Origin of the sequence: Xanthomonas hawaiiensis, from assembly GCF_031834635.1 — a bacterium.
Lineage (GTDB): Bacteria > Pseudomonadota > Gammaproteobacteria > Xanthomonadales > Xanthomonadaceae > Xanthomonas_A > Xanthomonas_A sacchari.
Genome location: NZ_CP115873.1, coordinates 683,104 through 700,789, shown reverse-complemented (window position 1 = coordinate 700,789; position 17,686 = coordinate 683,104). Strand labels below are relative to the sequence as shown.

General features: G+C 69.8%; 16 protein-coding genes. 3 read left to right on the top strand and 13 right to left on the bottom strand.

Annotated elements, in window-relative coordinates; genetic code table 11:
* From PG878_RS03095 to PG878_RS03070, 6 genes are all read right to left on the bottom strand, one after another.
* On the bottom strand, window positions 1-2,418 hold the full coding sequence (locus tag PG878_RS03095) for a DUF3772 domain-containing protein (RefSeq protein WP_425611757.1): 2,418 nt from the start codon (window positions 2,416-2,418) through the stop codon (window positions 1-3).
* A 251-nt stretch (window positions 2,419-2,669) separates the two neighbouring features.
* Window positions 2,670-3,692: an NAD(P)H-quinone oxidoreductase gene (locus tag PG878_RS03090; RefSeq protein ID WP_209032230.1), complete on the bottom strand. Its 1,023-nt coding sequence runs from the start codon at window positions 3,690-3,692 to the stop codon at window positions 2,670-2,672.
* A gap of 215 nt (window positions 3,693-3,907) precedes the next feature.
* Complete coding sequence (locus PG878_RS03085; RefSeq protein WP_209032231.1) at window positions 3,908-5,218, bottom strand: histidine-type phosphatase; 1,311 nt, start codon at window positions 5,216-5,218, stop codon at window positions 3,908-3,910.
* Between the two features lie 8 nt (window positions 5,219-5,226).
* On the bottom strand, window positions 5,227-7,725 hold the full coding sequence (locus PG878_RS03080; RefSeq protein ID WP_209032232.1) for a TonB-dependent receptor: 2,499 nt from the start codon (window positions 7,723-7,725) through the stop codon (window positions 5,227-5,229).
* A gap of 114 nt (window positions 7,726-7,839) precedes the next feature.
* Window positions 7,840-8,922 carry a FecR family protein gene (locus PG878_RS03075; protein WP_209032233.1) on the bottom strand — a complete coding sequence of 361 codons (1,083 nt, stop codon included), beginning with the start codon at window positions 8,920-8,922 and terminating at the stop codon, window positions 7,840-7,842.
* Complete coding sequence (locus PG878_RS03070; RefSeq protein WP_010342400.1) at window positions 8,915-9,430, bottom strand: RNA polymerase sigma factor; 516 nt, start codon at window positions 9,428-9,430, stop codon at window positions 8,915-8,917. The genes PG878_RS03075 and PG878_RS03070 overlap by 8 nt, the downstream gene beginning before the upstream one ends.
* A 352-nt stretch (window positions 9,431-9,782) precedes the next feature.
* Here PG878_RS03070 and PG878_RS03065 point away from each other — a divergent pair, with 352 nt between their 5' ends.
* On the top strand, window positions 9,783-10,853 hold the full coding sequence (locus tag PG878_RS03065; protein ID WP_209032234.1) for a pirin family protein: 1,071 nt from the start codon (window positions 9,783-9,785) through the stop codon (window positions 10,851-10,853).
* Between the two features lie 522 nt (window positions 10,854-11,375).
* Here the strand turns inward: PG878_RS03065 and PG878_RS03060 are convergent.
* The 7 genes from PG878_RS03060 to PG878_RS03030 form a co-directional block, all read right to left on the bottom strand.
* Complete coding sequence (locus PG878_RS03060) at window positions 11,376-11,978, bottom strand: DUF305 domain-containing protein (protein WP_209032235.1); 603 nt, start codon at window positions 11,976-11,978, stop codon at window positions 11,376-11,378.
* Window positions 11,979-12,067: 89 nt separating this feature from the next.
* Window positions 12,068-12,199: a hypothetical protein gene (locus tag PG878_RS03055; protein ID WP_280515140.1), complete on the bottom strand. Its 132-nt coding sequence runs from the start codon at window positions 12,197-12,199 to the stop codon at window positions 12,068-12,070.
* 49 nt (window positions 12,200-12,248) lie between these two features.
* On the bottom strand, window positions 12,249-12,464 hold the full coding sequence (locus PG878_RS03050; RefSeq protein WP_026143700.1) for a hypothetical protein: 216 nt from the start codon (window positions 12,462-12,464) through the stop codon (window positions 12,249-12,251).
* Between the two features lie 3 nt (window positions 12,465-12,467).
* Window positions 12,468-13,028, bottom strand: coding sequence for a peroxiredoxin family protein (locus PG878_RS03045; RefSeq protein ID WP_209032337.1), 561 nt, complete (start codon window positions 13,026-13,028; stop codon window positions 12,468-12,470).
* Between the two features lie 371 nt (window positions 13,029-13,399).
* Window positions 13,400-13,699 carry a hypothetical protein gene (locus PG878_RS03040; RefSeq protein ID WP_209032236.1) on the bottom strand — a complete coding sequence of 100 codons (300 nt, stop codon included), beginning with the start codon at window positions 13,697-13,699 and terminating at the stop codon, window positions 13,400-13,402.
* Window positions 13,700-14,259: 560 nt separating this feature from the next.
* Window positions 14,260-14,691 (bottom strand): hypothetical protein, encoded by a 432-nt coding sequence (locus PG878_RS03035; protein ID WP_209032237.1) that lies wholly within the window; start codon window positions 14,689-14,691, stop codon window positions 14,260-14,262.
* Window positions 14,692-14,848: 157 nt separating this feature from the next.
* Window positions 14,849-15,601 carry an IclR family transcriptional regulator gene (locus PG878_RS03030; RefSeq protein ID WP_017910861.1) on the bottom strand — a complete coding sequence of 251 codons (753 nt, stop codon included), beginning with the start codon at window positions 15,599-15,601 and terminating at the stop codon, window positions 14,849-14,851.
* Window positions 15,602-15,812: 211 nt separating this feature from the next.
* Between PG878_RS03030 and fucP the strand changes: the two genes are divergently transcribed.
* Together fucP and PG878_RS03020 are read left to right on the top strand one after the other, a co-directional pair.
* On the top strand, window positions 15,813-17,120 hold the full coding sequence (gene fucP / locus PG878_RS03025) for an L-fucose:H+ symporter permease (protein WP_209032238.1): 1,308 nt from the start codon (window positions 15,813-15,815) through the stop codon (window positions 17,118-17,120).
* A 3-nt stretch (window positions 17,121-17,123) separates the two neighbouring features.
* Window positions 17,124-17,498, top strand: coding sequence for an L-rhamnose mutarotase (locus PG878_RS03020; RefSeq protein WP_209032239.1), 375 nt, complete (start codon window positions 17,124-17,126; stop codon window positions 17,496-17,498).
* Window positions 17,499-17,686 lie beyond the last annotated feature (188 nt).

Below are 17,686 nucleotides of genomic sequence, written 5' to 3'. Positions count from 1 at the left end.
CTACTCCTGCGGATCGCGTAACAGCTTCACTTCCTGCGGCGACTCCAGCGCGATGCCCTCCTCGGCCAGGCGTTGCAGCAGGGCGAAGAACAGTTCGCTGCGGGTGCCGTAGGTCAGCCGCGGCGAGGCCACGTAGGCGAAGCTGTTGAGGGTGACGTGGCCATTGGCGATGGAGTCGATGAACACCGACGGCGCCGGGTCGTCCAGTACGCCCGGATGCGCCGCATACAGCTCCAGCAGCAACGCGCGCAACTTGACCACGTCGGTGCCCAACGACACCGCGAACTGGATCTGCACCCGCCCCAGCGGCCCGGCCAGGGTCATGTTGCGCAGGGTCTTGGTGATCAGTTCGGAGTTCGGCACGATCAGGGTGGAGCGGTCGCCGACCTGGATCTCGGTGGCGCGCACGCTGATCCGGCGCACATCGCCTTCCTGATCGCCGATCTTGATCCAGTCGCCGATCTTGACCGGGCGCTCGGCGAGCAGGATCAGGCCGGACACGAAGTTCTGGGTGATCGACTGCAGGCCGAAGCCGATACCGACCGACAGTGCGCTGACCACCAGCGCGATCCGCTCCAGGCCGATGCCCAGCGCGGCCAGCGCCCACAGCGCCGCCAGGATGATGCCGACATAGCGCGCCACCGTGCTGATCGAGTTGCGCGAGCCGTCGTCCAGCTCGGTCTTGGGCAGATAGGTCTGGGTCAGCCAGCGATGCAGGTACTGCATGACGGCCAGGCCGAGCAGCAGCACCAGCACCGAGCGCGCGATCGCACCCGGGTACAGCACGACCTTGTCGCTGACGCGGATGCCATCGGACAGCAGCGAGAACCAGTCCGAGATGATCGAGACATTGGTGCCGAACGGCATCAGCAGCGCGCCGATGCCGATCAGCAGCAGCACCACCCGCAGCAACGCCGAGGTCAGCACCCCGGCCTGCTCCAGGCTGCTCGAGCGCACCCCCAGCGCGCCGTTGGCGGCGCGGCCGATGCGGCCTTCGCTGGCGAACAGCCACAGCGCGAAGTCGTCGGCGAAGGTCATCAGCAGCCGCACCGCGCCGACGATCATGGTGATCCAGATGATCTGCCGGGTGATGAACAGGCCCAGGTGCAGGTAGCCCAGCAGCGCCGCCAGCAGCGCCACCACCACCGCCACCTTGACCAGCACGCCGATCAGCGCCAGCACCCCGCCGTGCTGGCCGGGTGGCGGCGGCTGGTCGTTGGCCAGGGCCTGCGCCGCCGCCTCGGCGTACTGGCGCCGGCGCAGCCGCGTCAGGCTGGTCAGGGTCGCCAGGATCAGCACGCCGTAGACCAGCGCGATCACCCCGTCGGCGGCGACGGTGGCCGAGTCGCTGGTGCGCGCGGCCTGGTTGATCACCAGCAGCATGCTGCTGAGCCAGGCCAGCGCCGCAGTGGCCCAGGTGTACTTGCGCAGGCGCCGCGCGGTGGCGTCGTCGATCGGGAACAGGCGCCAGCTCGGCTGGTTCGGCAGCAGCACGCTGGCGCCGAGCGAGCCCATGAAGGCGGCGGCGAAGCTGACCCACACGAATCCATTGAGCACCGCATCCAGGCGCTCGGGCACCGCATCGATGCTGCGCAGGGCCTCGGCCAGGGCCAGCGCGGCCAGGCCCGGGGTCAGCGTGCCCAGCAGTAGGAACCAGATCGCCAGGCCGGAGCGGCGCAGGCGGCTGCCCGGCGCGCGCGACACCGCGTAGCGCTTGCCCAGCCAGCGCAGCAGGTAGCGCAGCGGGAACAGCAGGATCAGCGCGACGGCGATGCCGATGCCGAGCGCGCCGTTGCCATGTTCGGCGATCGCGGCCTGCAGCGACTGCTGGCCGAGCGCATACAGCGCCAGCAGCTTGGCCTGGTCGTCGGGAAAGTCGTCGGCGATCTGCTTCCACAGCGTCGGCGACAGCGGCGAGGGCGAGCGCAGCGACAGCTCCTGGCTGAAATGCTCGGCGCGCGCGCGTTCGATGTCGTCGGCCAGCTGACGCGCCTCCACCACCATCAGCTTGCCGCGCTTGACGCCCGAGTCCAGCGCGTCGCGCTGCTTGGTCAGCGCCTTGCGCTGTGCGGCGATGTCGGGCGAATCGCCGGTGGCGGCCGGACCGAGTTGTTGCAGGCGCGCGTTGACCTGCGCCAACTGCTGCGAGAGCGCATCGGCTGCGCTCTGCGCATCGTTGGCGGCATCGGACACCTGCGCCACCAGGTCCTGGAAGGCGGCCTGGTTGCCGGCATCCACTTCCTGGCCGCGCGCGTCCTTCAGCGACTTGGCGGCGTTGTCCAGCAGGGTCTGCGGGTCCGGCGGCGCGTCGGCGGCGTCCTGCGGCTGGGCGGAGGCCACCGCCGCGCACAGCCACAACAGCAGCAGGACGCAACGCAACAGGGAAGACGAGGACGCGGAACGGGGCAGCAGGCGCACGCAGGGACCGGCACGGGCAAGCGCGGACCACCGCGCGTGCGGCGCACTATACGGCGCGGCGCTTGAACCGGGCCAGCGCCGGGCGCGGCGGTGCCTCGCCGGGTGCCTGTCGCGACCGAAGCGCGCCACTCATCACGAAGGAAGCCTGGTGTAGGAGCGGCTTCAGCCGCGACGGGCATTCCCGGTAACGCCCGTCGCGGCTGAAGCCGCTCCTACGACGGCAGGCGGGTCGCCGCGACCGGTACCTGGGTTCACCGCGCGTCCGTCACCAGCACGATCTTGCCGATATGGGCGCTGGACTCCATCAGCGCATGCGCCTGCGCCGCTTCCTGCAGCGGGAAGCAGCGGTCCACCTGCGGCTTGATCCGGCCCTGCGCCAGCAGCGGCCACACCTGCTGCTCCAGTTCGCGCGCGATCGCCGCCTTCTCCATCACCGAGCGCGGGCGCAGGGTCGAACCGGTGTGGGTCAGCCGCTTGGCCAGCAGCGGCATCAGGTCCAGTTCGTGCACCTTGCCCTGCTGGATGCCGATCTGCACGATGCGCCCGTCCAGCGCTGCGGCCTGGTAGTTGCGCGCCAGGTAGTCGCCGCCGATCAGGTCCACGATCACGTCGGCGCCGCGGCCTTCGGTCAGGCGCATCGTCTCGGCGACGAAGTCCTCGTCGCGGTACAGGATGGCCGCCTCCGCGCCCAGCGCCAGGCTGGCCGCGCGCTTGTCGGCCGAGCCGACGGTGCTGATCACGCGCGCGCCGAAGGCCCGCCCCAGCAGCGTGGCGACGCTGCCGATGCCGGAGGTGCCGCCGTGCACCAGCAAGGTCTCGCCCGACTGCAGGCGGCCGCGCTGGAACACGTTGGTCCACACGGTGAAGAAGGTTTCCGGCACCGCCGCGGCCTCGGTCAGGCTCAGCGCCGCCGGCACCGGCAGGGCGTTGCGCTCGTGCACCACCGCGTATTCGGCATAGCCGCCGCCGGCGACCAGCGCGCAGACCTGGTCGCCCAGCCGGTAGCGCTCCACGCCTTCGCCCAGGCCGACCACCTCGCCGGCGAACTCCAGCCCCGGCAGCGGCGACGCGCCCGGCGGCGGCGGATAGCTGCCCTGGCGCTGCATCACGTCGGGCCGGTTGACGCCGGCCGCGGCCACCCGCACCAGCAGTTCGCCGCGCCCGGGGTGCGGCAGCGTCACGCGCACCGGCACCAGCACCTCGGGCGCACCGGGCTGGCGGATTTCGATCGCGGTCATGGTGTCGGGCAGCGCGGCGGCGTGGGTCGGGGACATGGCGGGGTCCTGGCAAAGAGCGCGGCGCACGCAGGCGCAGACGCGTGGGGGAACCGCGATGATCGACCCTTCGCGCTGAGTGGTCCGTGATGGCGGGCGGCCTTTCCCCCGGCCCTTGGCACCCGTAGGAGCGGCTTCAGCCGCGACAGGCTTTACCGGGAACGCCCACTCGCGGCTGAAGCCGCTCCTACGGTGCCGCCAAACGCTGGCGTTAGCTACTCGCTCACCGGCGCCGCCTGCGCTGGCCACTGGGTCATCGGCGGCACGGCAGCCTCGACCCGCTGCGGATCCAGGCGTGCCTGCAGCGCCGGCAACGCGATCGCCAGCGGGCAGCGCAGGCGGCCGCCGCAGCCGGGCAACGGCCAGCGCCGCTCGCGCAGGCCGCGGCCATCGAAGCGGTTGCCGCGCAGCGCCGGCAGGGTCGGCACCACGCTGCGCAGCTGCAGGAAGTCGTGGCCGTCCTGCCGCACCAGCTCCAGCAGCAGCGCACCGCCCGGCGGATACGCGTCCGGCTGGCCGCGCACCAGCGGATCGATGCCGAACAGGCCGGCCAGATGCGCCAGGTTGGTGTCGTGGCCCAGCAGCACCAGCGCGCGCGTGTCCGCCGGCGCCAGCGGCGCCACCGCCGGGGTCTGCCCGGCCACGGCCTGCAGCGTCGCCAGCAGGTGCGCGAGCAGGTTGGAGCCGCCGGCACGCGCCGCCGGCAGGGCGCGCTTGCTGTAGGCGAAGGAGGCGTTGTGCAGGCCGATCAGCCGCTGCAGCGCCGCGGCATCGGCGCGCCCCCAGGCCGCCTGCGGCAACGGCAGGCCCTGCGCGTACTCCAGCATCAGGTTCTCGGCCAGGCTGCCCGCGGTCTTCAAGACCTTGGCCGCCTGCGCCGGCTCCTGCAACCGCTGCGGATCGTCCAGGCGCGGCGCGTCCTGCGCAGCGCAGGCCGACCCCGCGCAGCCGGACAGCACCCGCTGCAGCGCGCGCAGCCGCGTGCGCGTGGCCGCGTCCAGGTGCAACGGCGGCGCGGGCGCATCGTCGTCCTTGTCCTCGTCCTTGCCGAAATGGAACAGCGGGTTGTTCTGCGTCGTCGGCAACGCCAGGTAGTGCGCCCGGCATCCCGGCAACAGTCCTTCGGTGAAGGCCGCCGCGCTGTCGTGGTTGCGCGGCGTGCTGTCGGCGATCACCAAAGCGCCGGACCCGGCGCAGTCCGGCGCCAGCGCCGCCGTGGCCAGCCAGCGCTGTCGGTAGCGCGCGCCCAGCGCCTGCATGCCGGCCGCCCCGTGCGCGGTGAGCTGGCCGGGCGCCACCGGCCATTGCGGCCAGGGTTGCGCGGCGTACTTGGCCAGGTCTTCTGGCGATTGCGTCGGTGCGCGCACGCCATGGCGCATCACCACGATCGTCAGGCGCACCTGCGCGGCGTGCGGTGCCGCGTTCGCCTTGGGCGATGCCGCCGCCGGCCAGGCGGCGCTGGCGAGGCACAGCACCGCAGCTAGGCAGCATCCGCTGCGCACGCGTGCGAATCGGGAAAGGGACATAGCCGGCCTCAGAACTTCAGCGACAGGTCGAGGAACACGCCGCGTCCGGCCAGGCCGAAGTACAGCGGCTGGTTGTCGGAAGAGCGGGTGCCGGCGTAACCGATCAGCGCATGCCGGTTCAGCAGGTTGTTGACGTCCATGCTGATCGAGTAGCCCTTCAGGCCGTAGGGCCCATGCGTGCTGCGGTAGCCCAGCGCCGCGTCCAGGCTGGCGTAGCCGCCCAGGCGCTGGTCGTTGCCGAACACGGTGGCGCCGCTGGCCGCGGTGGTGTTGTCCACGCCGTACTGCGCGCCCACCACCTTCTCCATCAGCGAACCGAAATAGCCGGTGCCGCTGTTGTACAGCAGGCCCAGCGCGGCGGTCACCCGCGGCGTGCCGGCGACCTGGGTGCTGCTGTGCTTGTAGGTGGCGTCGTTGTAGCTGGCGTTGGCGTACAGGCTCAGGATCGGCGTCAGCGCGTAGGTGGCCTCGGCCTCGGCACCGCGGTACACCGCACCGCCACCGTTGACGAAGGCGCTCTCGGTGCCGCTGTCGGTGTTGATCAGGGTCTGGCTGATGTAGTTGCTGAAGTCGATGTAGTAGACGTCGGCGCCGAAGGTCAGGCCGCGCGCGGCATAGCTGGTGCCGAGCTGGTAGTTGCTGGTCAGCTCCGGGCGCAGGCCGCGCGCGCCGTTGAGTTCGATCACGTCGATCGGCGGTGCCAGGAAGCCGCGGGCGGCCTGCACGTAGCCGCTCCAGTGCTCGTTGAAGGTCTGGTGCAGGCTCAGCGACGGCAGCGTGGCGTCGTAGCTGGCGTCGCTGTGCGCCGGTGCCGGCGGCGTGCTCTTGTTGAGTTCGGCATCGAGCTGACGCTGCACCCGCGCATAGCGCAGGCCCGGGCTGAGGGTCAGGCTGTCGCTGAGCTTCCAGTCGTACTGCAGGTAGGGCTGCAACGTATCGGTGCGGTCGTGCAGGGTGTAGTTGTACAGCGGCCCGTACTTGGTGCCGCTGGCCGCGCCGGTCGTCATGTCCACCGGCAACTGCTGGCGCTCGTCCAGGTTGCGCTCCACCCACACGCCGGTCTGCAGTTGGCCCGGGCCGAGGTCGCGCGCCAGGCGCAGCACGTCGCCGAAGGCGCGGAAGTCGTTGTCCGAGAGCTTGCCCGGCACGTCCTTGGCCTTGGACAGCTTCTTGCCGGTGGGGCCATAGAAGGTCACGCCGTTGTCGGCGACGCTCTCGCTGGTGGGAATGCTGGTCTTGGAAGCGGTGTGGTCGAAGCTGTTGTAGTAGACCTTGTTGTCGAGGTCCCACTCGCCCAGGCGCGTGCTCAGGCCCAGGTAGGTGAAGCTGGAGTAGTAGGCGGCGGCGTTGTAGCCGGTGTAGTTCTGCAGGGTCGGATCGTTGCCCAGGCCATAGCGCCAGCCATGCTGCGCGATCTGCGCGCGGGTGGCGCCCTGCACGGTGTTCTGGTGCTCCTGGTTGTAGCTGCTGACGAAGGTCAGCGTGGTCGCCTCGCCGAGGTCGGTGACGGTCTTGAGGAAGGCATGCTCGCGGCGGTCGTCGGTGCCCTTGAGGTAGGTATCGCTGGCTTCCTTGGACAGGTCGGCGAACAGCCGCGTGTTGCCGATGTGCTCGTCGGCGCTGACGCCACCGGCCCAGGTGTTCCAGCTGCCGCCGGTGCCGTAGACGGTGACCCCGTCCACCTCGCTGGGATTGCGCGTGCGCAGCGCCAGAGTGCCGCCGAAGGTGGCGTTGCCGATGGTGGCGCCGCCGCCGGGGCCGCGGTCGATCTCGGCCTGGCCGAGCACGTGGTTGTTGAAGTAGGCCGAGGTGGTGTGGTGCAGATCGCTGGCATCGCCGAACGGGATGCCGTCGAAGGTGATGTTGAACTGGCCATCCTGGAAGCCGCGGATGCTGATGCCTTCGTTCTTGCCCAGGCCCGGGCCTTCCGGCGAGGTGGTGACCACGCTGGGCGCGTACTTGATGATGTCGTCGTAGTTGGAATTCAGACGCAGGCCGTCGCGGATGAAGCGCTCGTCGATCACCGACGTCGGCTGGCTCGCCTCCAGCGGCGCGGCGCTGGGCGCCAGCGTGTCGACGCTGTTGGCGGTGACGTTGATCGGCGCCAGTTCGCGCGGACCGTCGTGTTCGCCGTCGGCCTCGGCGCGCGCCGGGGCGGCGCTGCGTGGCGCCCGCGGCGCGGCGGCCGGAGCGGCGGCGACGCTGCTGCGCACGATGGCGACCGAGCCGGGCGTGAGCATGCGGTAGTCCAGGCCGGTGCCGGCGAGCAACGCATGCAACTGCTGCGGCGGCGCCAGGCTGGCCGGTGCGCCGTTGCTGCGCAGCCCTTCGGCCAGCGCCGGGTCGTACATCAGTTGCAGGCCGCTGCTGCGCGCGAACTGGTCCAGCGCCTGCGCCAGCGGCATGGGCGCGATGGCGGCCGCCGTGGCGGCGGGCGCCGACCAGGCCGGCAGCGAAGACGTACAGCCCAACAGCAGGGCGATGGAGACGACGAGAGGCTTGCGCATGACGATCACACCGGAGGGGAGGAAGGGCGGCCCCGCGCGTGCTGCGCGACGGCCATGCTTCCTAGGAGTGCCGCGGTGCGCCGCGCGGCTACCGTCGATTGCGTGAATTTTTTCTTACAGCGGCGCCGGCGCGTGGCGGATCGTCACCGCGTGCGCATCGCGTTGTACCTGCACGTCCGGCAGGCTGCCGAGATAAGCGACGAAGGCCTCCGGATCGCGCAGGTGGAACACGCCACTGACCCGTCGCGCCGCCAGCGCCGGGTCGGCGATGCGCAGCGGCTGCGTGGTGTAGGCGTTGAACAGGCGCGCCACTTCGCCCAGGCTGCGATCGTGCACGCCGACCTGCGCCGGCAGCCAGGCGGTGGCGTCGGCGATGTCGGCGTGGTCGCGCCGCGCCAGCACACGGCCCTGCGCATCCACCCGCGCCTGCTGGCCGCCGCCCAGGTCGGCCAGCGTCGTCCCCTCCGACGGCAGGTCGCCGCGATGCCACCACGCCGGGGTATCGCGCGACACCTGCACCCGCCCCTGCAACACGGTGACGCGGGCACCGCCGGCCTGCGGGTCGACCCCGAACACGGTGCCGACGTCGCGCAGCACCAGCGTCCCGACACTGACCCGCAGCGGCCGCGCCGGATCATGGCCGAGATCGAACACCGCCTTGCCGCGCAGCAGGGCGATGTCGCGGCGCTGCGCGCCGTAGCGCACCGCGATCGTGCCACCGCGGTCCAGTTGCACCACGCTGCCGTCGTCCAGCGCGACGCTGCGCGGCGCATCCGCCGGCGCTGCGTACACCGTCGCCGGCACCGGCTCCGGCGCGCTCAGGCGCAACGCCACGCCCGCGGCGGCCAGCGCGAGCACGGCGGCCGCCGCCAGCGGCCAGCGCCTGCGCCGTGGCAGGGCGCGACGCGGGTTCGACACCGATGTCGGCGTGTCAACATCCGGGCGCAACGGCACCACCACCGCGCCGCTGCGCAAGGCATGCGCGCGCAGCTGCGCGCTGCTGACCTGCTGCGCCTGCGCCGCGGACGGCAGGTCGCCGTGCATCCGCGCGATATCGAAATAGGCGGCCACGTGCGCCGGCGAGTGCCGCAGCCAGGCCAGGAACTCAGCCTGCCGCGCCGGCGGCAGCGCGGTTTCGCGCTGCGCCAGGTACCAGTCCGCGGCCGCCTCGGCGACGCGCTGCGGATCCTCACGCATAGCGCGCCATGCCCTGCCGGCACACCGCCAGGCCCTTGATGATGTATTTCTTGACCATGTGGCTGGAAATCTGCAGTTGCTCGGCGATCTCCTGGTAGCCCAGTTCATCGCGGTAGCGCAGCGTCATCGCCGCGCGGCACTTCGGCGGCAGCCGCGCCATCAGTTCGGCCAGGCGCTGCCGGCGTTGCGCGCGATGCACCTGCGCATCGGCTTCGCAGGGCACCGCCAGCCGCTCCAGCACATCGTCCAGGCAGGTATCGCGCTGGCTGTTGCGCTGGTGCAGCAGCGCGTGCTCGCGCATCAGGTTGGCGGCGATGGTGAACAGATAGGCTTCGGGGTTGGCGATCTCCGGCGCGTGCGCCTCGCTGCGCTGCAGCCGCAGCCACACTTCCTGCAGCAGGTCGTCGGTATCCCAGGCCGCGGCGCGGCGCTTGCGGAAATAGCGGCTCAGCGACGGCCGCCATTGCAGGAACAGCCGCGACAACGCCGGCAGGGGTTCGGAACGCACCAGCCACTCGCAGTGCCGGCGCCATCGGCGGCCAGCGGATTCGGAAAGGCTGCGATGCTGGTCCTCGGCGATGACAGTCCGATGACGCGCGGGTCGTGCGGGCGCAGAGGAGCGGTTGCGCCCCGGCAAGCATTCAGTTCAGGCCGCTGCCTGCCGGGTTCGCTCGATCGGGGCATGCGAGGCCGCCGGTCGCCGCGCCTGCGCCATCGCCCTGCAGGTGGCAGCGCACCCCAGCGTTTCCCCTGCGGGACAGGATGTCCTTCGGAGCGGCCTTCCGTTCCATCGGCATCGCCCCATATCGTGAAGGTTGCCGCGTCCCACCTCGGGCGGCGTTCGCACGAAGGATTTCTCCATGACCGACCCCATCGTCCAGATCAAGCCGCTTGGCTTCCCTTGGGACACGATCGACCCGTTCCTGTTCTGCGTCTACCACGACGATGCCTACCCCGCCGGCAACGGCGCGATGGGACCGGCGGCGCCCTTGCACGGCCGTGCCATCGGCCAGGACTTCAGCCGCAAGGACGGCTGGAGCATGTATCACGGCGAGGCGATTCCCGGCTTTCCCGGTCATCCGCACCGCGGCTTCGAGACCGTGACCATCGTGCGCAAGGGCCTGATCGACCATGCCGACTCGCTCGGTGCGGCGGCGCGCTTCGGCGCTGGCGACGTGCAATGGGTGACGGCCGGCGCGGGCATCGTCCATTCGGAGATGTTCCCGCTGCTGGACACGGCGGCGCCCAACCCGCTGGAACTGTTCCAGATCTGGCTCAACCTGCCGGCGCGCAACAAGCTGGCCTCGCCGCACTTCACCATGTTCTGGTCGGAAGACCTGCCGCGCTTCACCGCCACCGACGACGCCGGCCGCACCACCGAGGTGGCCTGCGTGGCCGGCCGCATCGGCCCGGTCGACGCCGCGCCCGGCAGCGCCGGCGGCCCGCTCGCGCCGCCACCGGATTCGTGGGCCGCGCAGGACGATGCCGACGTGGCCATCTGGACGATCCGCATGGCACCCGGCGCCCACTGGACCCTGCCCGCCGCGCAAGGCCGCGGCACGCGCCGCAGCCTTTACTTCTTCAAGGGCGCAGCGGTGACGGTGGGCGGTCGCCCGGTGACCCGCCACGCGGCGATCGAGTTGCGCGCCGATCAGGCGGTCGAGTTGATCAGTGGCGACGGAGAGGTGAGCGAGTTCCTGGTGCTGCAGGGCCGACCGATCGCCGAACCGGTGGCCCAACACGGTCCGTTCGTGATGAACACCCAGGCCGAGATCGCCCAGGCCATGGCCGACTATCGCCGCACCCAGTTCGGCGGCTGGCCATGGCAGGACGAGGCGCCGGTGCACGGCAGCGACCCGACCCGCTTCGCGCGACATCCGGATGGGCGCGAGGAGCGGCCTGCATCGCGCGCGGTACCCGCCAACGGCTAGGGTGTGTCACGCGACATGCTCGGGGATGGATGGCACGCTCTAGCGGCTGTTCCTTCTCCCCGTCGGGAGCATGACCCTCATCATTTCGGGGGAAGTGCCCGCAGGAGCGGATGAGGCTACTGGCGCAGCCTCGTGCGCCTCAAGGCTGCGCATCGCTTCGCGCCGTACCCTCACCCCAACCCCTCTCCCGAAGGGAGAGGGGCTATGCGCTCTCGGTCGTCCTTGGCACAGGCATACGCAGTCGCGGCGCGGCATGCTCGCGGAGTGATGGCACCCTGGCGGCTGTTTCTTCTCGCCCTCGGGAGCATGGCCCTCAGTTGCGGGGAAGGTGCCCCGAAGAGTCGGATGAGGCTAATGGTGCAGCCGTGTGCGCTCCAAATTCTGCGCGTCGCTTCGCGCCGTACCCTCATCCCAACCCCCGCTCCGCGTCCCGGCCCGCGCTTGCGGCGCGGGCGCTCCAGGGTGCGCGCGCCAGTGGCGCGCAGGCCGCACCCTGTCGCCCCAACGGGAGGGGCTATGCGCTCAGTAGCGGGCCGAGGCCAGCGCCTGCGCGCGCTCCAGTTGCTCGGCGATGCGCTTGCGCGCCTGCTGCAGTTCCTGGCGGGTGGCGTCTTCCTTGGCCGCCGGCACCAGTTCGGCATCGATCACCGACAGCGCGTCGGAGTACTGCCGCACCACTGCCGCCGCGTAGGCGTTCATGTAGGCGGAGTTGTCCTTTTCATCGCCCAGCGCCTGCAGCTGCGCACGGCCCTTGGCCACCTGCGCGTCGATCTTCTCCGCATCGCCAGGGCCACCCTTGCCGGCCGTGGCCGGGTCGGCATCGTGATGGACGGCGATGGTCTCGCGGGCGAAATCGGCCACGGTCTTGCTGACGTTGCGCGACAGCGCCTGCTTCGACAGCGCCACCACGTTGCCCTCCAGCACCTGCAGCATCGCCTTGGCCGAGGCGTCGCCGCCGATCGGGGCGCGCCCGCTTTCGCCACCGACCGGCGCGGCGGTAGGCTCCGGCGAGGTGGCCGGTGCGGTGCGCGAGGCCTGGTCGCCGGGCTTGCCGCAGCCGCTCAGCGCCACGGCAGTCAGCGCCGCGAACAGGGACAGGCGGACGGGATGAAGAGGTGAGGTCATGAAGCGCTCCTGGTTGGTCTGCGCTCCACCATGCCCAGTGCCCGCGCAAACCCGCGTGAATCGCCGGCTGCCGGCGGTGCGGGGCGCGATCACGTACCAAAAGTGCCGTGCAGGTTGCCCGGGGTGATGACGGCATCGCACGGAAGCGTACGCTCACTGCGATCGGCGATCGGCGATCGGCGATCGGTGATCGGTGATCGGTGATCGGTGATCGCCGTCATCGTATCCCCGCTCCCGGAGCCGGCCTGACGCGGCCGGCTCCGGCACTGCTCAGCCGCAGCAGTAGCAGACCAACGGCTTTCCTGGTCCGCCCGGTCCCAACTCGCCGCCGAACGGCGCGCACTCCTGCTGGCAGGCCCAGGCGCTGCAGGCCGCCTCCTTCTCGATGCCGTCGCCGGCGGTCGCCTGTACGGCGCCGAAGCCCATGCTGGCCAGGAACACGGCCGCAAGCATCCCGTTGCGTAACGCTGTCCAACGCTGTTTCATGGCTTACTCCTCGATGGTTGCCAAGGCCGGTGGCGCCTCCGTGCTGCGCACTGCGGCCATCAGGTCCTGCATCCGCTCCGTGGTCTCGAAAACGCCGACGCGCGCGTAGCGCACGCGTCCCTCGCGGTCCAGGGCAAGCAGCGTCGGCACGTTGCGCGCACGGAACAGCATCACCGCGCGGCGATCGGTCAACGTGGTCACCGGAAACGTAAAGCCGTGCTCGGCGGCGTAGCGCTGCGCCTGCGCGGGACTGCACTGGCAGACGCCCAGCACCTGCACGCGCGGCTGCTGCGCGGCCAGGCGCTGCGCCGCCTGCACCACCTGCGGCGCCGAGCGCTTGCAGTACGGGCAGGTGGTGGTGAAGAAGAACAGCACCTGACGCTCGGCGGCCGGCACGCCGAGCGTCAGCGGCGTGCCATCGACCGCGGCCACGTCGATGCGTGGCACGTACATGCCCGGATACGGCTCGGTGGTGCGGGTGACGAACCAGCGCCGTTCCTCGCGCAGCCCGCGGTTCTGCCAGGCCAGCACCAGCACCAACGCGCACGCCGCCAGCACCGCCAACCAACTCCAGGGAAACCGCCGTGCCATGTCGTGTGTCCGTGTCGCCGTGTTCCGTGCAGGCTGCGCAGCGGTGGCGCGACGGTCAACGCTTTGCGCGCACGCGCAGCGACTGCGTGATCAGGCTGGGGATCGAGTCACGTGCACCGTGGGCGCGCATTCCAGCGATGTGGCGCACATGTGGGCATGCAGCGCAGGCGATGGCATGCGCTGGCCTTGCCGCATGCAGAGGCGTGGGCACGAGGGATGCAGCGCATGGTCGACGCGCGGGTGGCAGTATGTCGTTCAGGACTTCTCCCGAACGCTGCGCGTCCGGAGATGGGTCAGGTGGCCGAACGCCGGAAACATGCAGGCATTTCGACTCGGATGCCTGCCTAGGGCGAATCGCCCCGATTGACCAACAACGTATAGACAAAAGAGAGCGGCCAGCAAATGAAGCAGCCTACCAACCAGCGCCAGCTACCAGCAAGGTATGCCCGATAAATACCAAGAAGCCAGGTAGCCAGCACTGGCGCAACACATATCAGCACGAAGAGCTTCTCGGGCCAATACATTTCCTCACCCGCAAGGCTAAAATCCTTGGCGCGGTCTTGCCAGGAAATGGCGAGGAGATAGCCAAACGGCAGGACCAGACCCAGCAAACCGAACTTCGGGATTGGGTTGAACTTGAACATGCGCCCTACCGTTTGAATTGAGCAGAACCACGAAGCGGCTTTGGCTTGGACGAATTATCGGGCTTCACGCTACCAAAGCCCATTTTGCCGATACCAGCGCACGCACGCGGCCTCCAAGAGAAACATGCCGACAAGCCCAAGCAGAAAAAGGGCGGGGTGCAGGAATGCTGCGGAGACAAAAAGCGGAATGATCCCTAACCAACAGCCCGCCCTGTAGGGCCAAGGCAGTAGGCTGTAGCGACGCGCCTTCGCCGGGCTGCGAGCGAATTCTCGGCGGCGCGCCCAAACCACATAGCCAGCAACCGCGGCATAAGCGACTGGAAACCACAGTAGCGGAAGAGCTGTCACTGATGCCCAACACCAGAATGAAGTCGAGCCGCGAAGCGGCTTCGGACTGAGTGAATGCTTAGGCTGTAGCGCCAGGAGGTGGTACGGCATGGATCGTGGCCCCCAGCACCGCCAGCGAGCATGCCACAGATCGCGATCGTGCGGCCTACGCCACCCGCACGCTTCACGCGCTGCATCGCATCGGCCTTCGACCCGCGGCGAGGCGGCGACGCTCAGGATGCGTCCGCCTCGCCGAACGCACGACGAAAGGCTTTGCGATCGAACTGCAGCGCGGCACGCATGCGCTGCTCGGTGAGGGGGCGCACGACCCAACTCACCTCCAGTTCGCCACCACGCGACACCACCGAGGGAATCGCCACGAACCAACGCGCGCCAGGGCCGCGGCAATACCAGAACGCATCGCCCTGGTGAACGACGGGGCGATCCGGCAAGAGCGAAAAACTTTCGTTCGTGCGGATGAACTGCTGCGCCTTCTTCACCAACTGCAGGTCCACGCCGCGCAGGACGACGCCATCGCTGCTGAAGGACAGCTGGCGGAAGGACTCCATCAGCAGGAGGTCCATGCGGCGCCTGTTGTACCGATAGAGGCTGACCGTCACCAGCGCCACTGTCGCGGCGAACAGATAGAACACCACGTTCGCCATCACCCGCCCTCGGACACCCGACCATCACGACCGCTGCGCAGCGAAACATGCATCCGCCGGGCGCACGGGGCGTCGTCCGCACGCGACACGGGACGCGAACGCACTCGCTGCGGGAACAGACGCGCCACGGCACACCGGCGAATGGTGGTCACGGTGCTTACGCCAGCGCCGCACTGATCTGCGCCGCGGCATCGCACACCGCGCGCATCGCCGCCTGCGCGTCGATCGGTTGCGGGCGGCGTTCGATGAAGGGCACGGTAAGGGTGTAGCGGGCGACGCCATGCTGCAGGATCGGCGCGGTGAGGTCGATCACCCCGACCACCGCCTCGCTGGGATGGATGCTGTAGCCGAGTGCGTGCACTTCCTGCGCCGCCGCCAGGAACGCGGCGCGGTCGTACGCCACCTCGCTGGCGTCCAGGCGCTGCAGCAACTGCGCCTGCGCATCGGCCGGCTGGAACGCGAACAGCACCAGGCCGGAGGTGGAATGCGCGAACGGGCGGCGGTGGCCGGGGCGCACCACCAGGCCGAGGTCACTGGGCACGTCCATCTGCGCGATGACCACGATCTGGTCGTCCGACGGCGCCACCAGGTGGCAGGGCTGGCGGATCGCGTCGGCCAGCGCGCGCATCACCGGCAGCGCCACCTCGGTGACGTTCTGCACCCGCGGCTGCTGCATGCCGAGCATGAACAGCCGGTTGGTCAGCGTGTAGCCGCCCTCGCCCGCAGTGCGGGTCAGGTAGCCGCGCTCTTCCAGCACCTGCAGCATGCGGAAGATCTCGCCGCGCGAACGGCCGATGCCCTGCGAGATCTCGCCCATGCTCATCGGCCGCCCGTCGCGCGCCAGCAGTTCCAGGATGTCCAGCCCCTTGTCCAGAGCGGGCGCGCGGTACTTGGGCAAGGGGGTAGTCATTCCGTCGAGGGCCCGGCAGCAGGTGAAGAGGACTAGGGTACAGGGACGCCGCGCCGGGCCGCACCATGGCGACCTGCGCTGCACGGATCGGTACCGATCGCCTCATGCACATATGAACTCAAATTTTATATTTGCATGGCACTCGCCGGCGCAGTACGCTCCGCCGACAATCCGAACGCGACGCGGCACACCTTGGGAGGGGTAGGCGGCAATGCACTACAGCAGCGAATCCGCCACACCGGCGTCCGCCAGTCTCACCCGGACCGCACTTGCGCCGTTGGTTCTGATCGTCAGCCTGTTCTTCCTCTGGGGCATGGCGAACAACCTCAACGACATCCTGATCAAGCAGTTCAAGAAGGCCTTCGAGCTGAGCGATCTGCAGGCCGGGCTGGTGCAGAGCGCGTTCTACCTGGGCTACTTCGTGTTCGCGATCCCGGCGGCGATGTTCATGCGCCGCTACAGCTACAAGGCGGCGGTGGTGCTGGGCCTGTTGCTGTACGCGGTCGGCGCGTTCCTGTTCTACCCCGCCGCGCAGGTGCACACCTACTGGCTGTTCCTGCTGGCACTGTTCGTCATCGCCAGCGGCCTGGCGTTTCTGGAAACCACCGCCAACCCGCTGGTCACCGTGCTCGGCCCGGCCGAGGGCGCGGCGCGGCGGCTGAACCTGGCGCAGGCATTCAATCCGCTGGGCTCGATCACCGGCATCCTGGTCGGCCAGCACTTCATCCTCTCCGGCGTGGAGCACACCCCACAGGAGCTGGCGGCGATGGCGCCGGCCGCGCGCGAGGCGTTCTTCGCCACCGAGTCGCTGGCGGTGCAGACGCCGTACCTGATCATCGGCGCGGTGGTGCTGCTGTGGGCGCTACTGATCGGGCTGACCCGCTTTCCGGCCACCCGCGCCGACGGCCAGGACGCGCGCGCTGGCGGTTTCGGCCAGTTGCGGCGCAATGGCCGCTTCGTGTTCGCGGTGATCGCGCAGTTCTTCTACGTCGGCGCGCAGGTCGGCATCTGGAGCTACCTGATCCGCTATCTGCAGGATGGTGTGCCCGGCACTCCGGAGAAGACCGCCGCCGATTTCCTCACGCTGTCGCTGGTACTGTTCATGGCCGGCCGCTTCATCGGCACGGCGCTGCTGCGGTTCCTGGCGCCGGCGCGGCTGCTGGGCGTGTTCGCCCTGCTCAACCTGCTGCTGTGCGCCGTGGCGGTGGCGCTGCCGGGCTGGATCGGCCTGTATGCACTGGTCGCCAGCAGCCTGTTCATGTCGGTGATGTTCCCGACCATCTTCGCCCTGGGCCTGGACGGGCTGGACGACGACGCACGCAAGCTGGGTGCGTCGCTGATCGTCATGGCGATCATCGGCGGCGCCGCGCTGACCGCGGTGATGGGCGCGGTGTCCGACCATGCCGGCATCCACTGGGCGCTCGCGGTGCCTGCCGTCGGCTTCGCGGTGATCCTCGGCTTCGCGCTGCATGCGGCACGCCGCGACGCGGCGTCCCTGCCCTCTGCCCGTGGAGCCTGAGCCATGCCGCGCCATTGCTACCTGCTGGACCTGCACGACGACCCGGCGCTGATCGCCGAATACGAACGCTGGCACCGTCCCGACACCGTGTGGCCGGAGATCGTCGCCTCGCTGCGCGCGGCCGGCATCCGCGAACTGGACATCCATCGCTGCGGCGACCGCCTGGTGATGTTGATGGAGGTGGACGCGGACTATTCGCCTGCGGCCAAGGCCGCCGCCGATGCCGCCGATCCGCGCGTGCAGGCGTGGGAGGAGCTGATGTGGCGCTTCCAGAAGCCGTTGCCCGGTTCGGCGCCCGGCGAGAAATGGCGCGAGGCGCTGCAGATCTTTTCGTTGCAGGCGGCGGTGGCGGAACAGGAGCGCAAGGGCGCGGGCTGAGGGGCACTGCGTGCGCGTTTGAGTGTGTTGAATAGCTCGCGCCGAGTGCGCGCGAGACCGGTTGATTTGTCGCTTCGCTGGTCGCGGCTGAAGCCGCTCCTACGGTTCCATAGAGCGACAGGCGCGGCGGATGCTGTGTGACGTTTGTGGGAGCGATCCAGCACCGCTGCCGCCGCCGTCGTAGGAGC

Bases quoted from the DNA above. Each gene is read 5' to 3' on its own strand.
- PG878_RS03090 (WP_209032230.1), bottom strand. From the start codon at position 3,692: ATGTCCCCGACCCACGCCGCCGCGCTGCCCGACACCATGACCGCGATC.
- PG878_RS03085 (WP_209032231.1), bottom strand. From the start codon at position 5,218: ATGTCCCTTTCCCGATTCGCACGCGTGCGCAGCGGATGCTGCCTAGCT.
- PG878_RS03080 (WP_209032232.1), bottom strand. From the start codon at position 7,725: ATGCGCAAGCCTCTCGTCGTCTCCATCGCCCTGCTGTTGGGCTGTACG.
- PG878_RS03075 (WP_209032233.1), bottom strand. From the start codon at position 8,922: ATGCGTGAGGATCCGCAGCGCGTCGCCGAGGCGGCCGCGGACTGGTAC.
- PG878_RS03065 (WP_209032234.1), top strand. From the start codon at position 9,783: ATGACCGACCCCATCGTCCAGATCAAGCCGCTTGGCTTCCCTTGGGAC.
- PG878_RS03060 (WP_209032235.1), bottom strand. From the start codon at position 11,978: ATGACCTCACCTCTTCATCCCGTCCGCCTGTCCCTGTTCGCGGCGCTG.
- PG878_RS03055 (WP_280515140.1), bottom strand. From the start codon at position 12,199: ATGACGGCGATCACCGATCACCGATCACCGATCACCGATCGCCGATCG.
- PG878_RS03050 (WP_026143700.1), bottom strand. From the start codon at position 12,464: ATGAAACAGCGTTGGACAGCGTTACGCAACGGGATGCTTGCGGCCGTG.
- PG878_RS03040 (WP_209032236.1), bottom strand. From the start codon at position 13,699: ATGTTCAAGTTCAACCCAATCCCGAAGTTCGGTTTGCTGGGTCTGGTC.
- PG878_RS03035 (WP_209032237.1), bottom strand. From the start codon at position 14,691: ATGGCGAACGTGGTGTTCTATCTGTTCGCCGCGACAGTGGCGCTGGTG.
- PG878_RS03030 (WP_017910861.1), bottom strand. From the start codon at position 15,601: ATGACTACCCCCTTGCCCAAGTACCGCGCGCCCGCTCTGGACAAGGGG.
- fucP (WP_209032238.1), top strand. From the start codon at position 15,813: ATGCACTACAGCAGCGAATCCGCCACACCGGCGTCCGCCAGTCTCACC.
- PG878_RS03020 (WP_209032239.1), top strand. From the start codon at position 17,124: ATGCCGCGCCATTGCTACCTGCTGGACCTGCACGACGACCCGGCGCTG.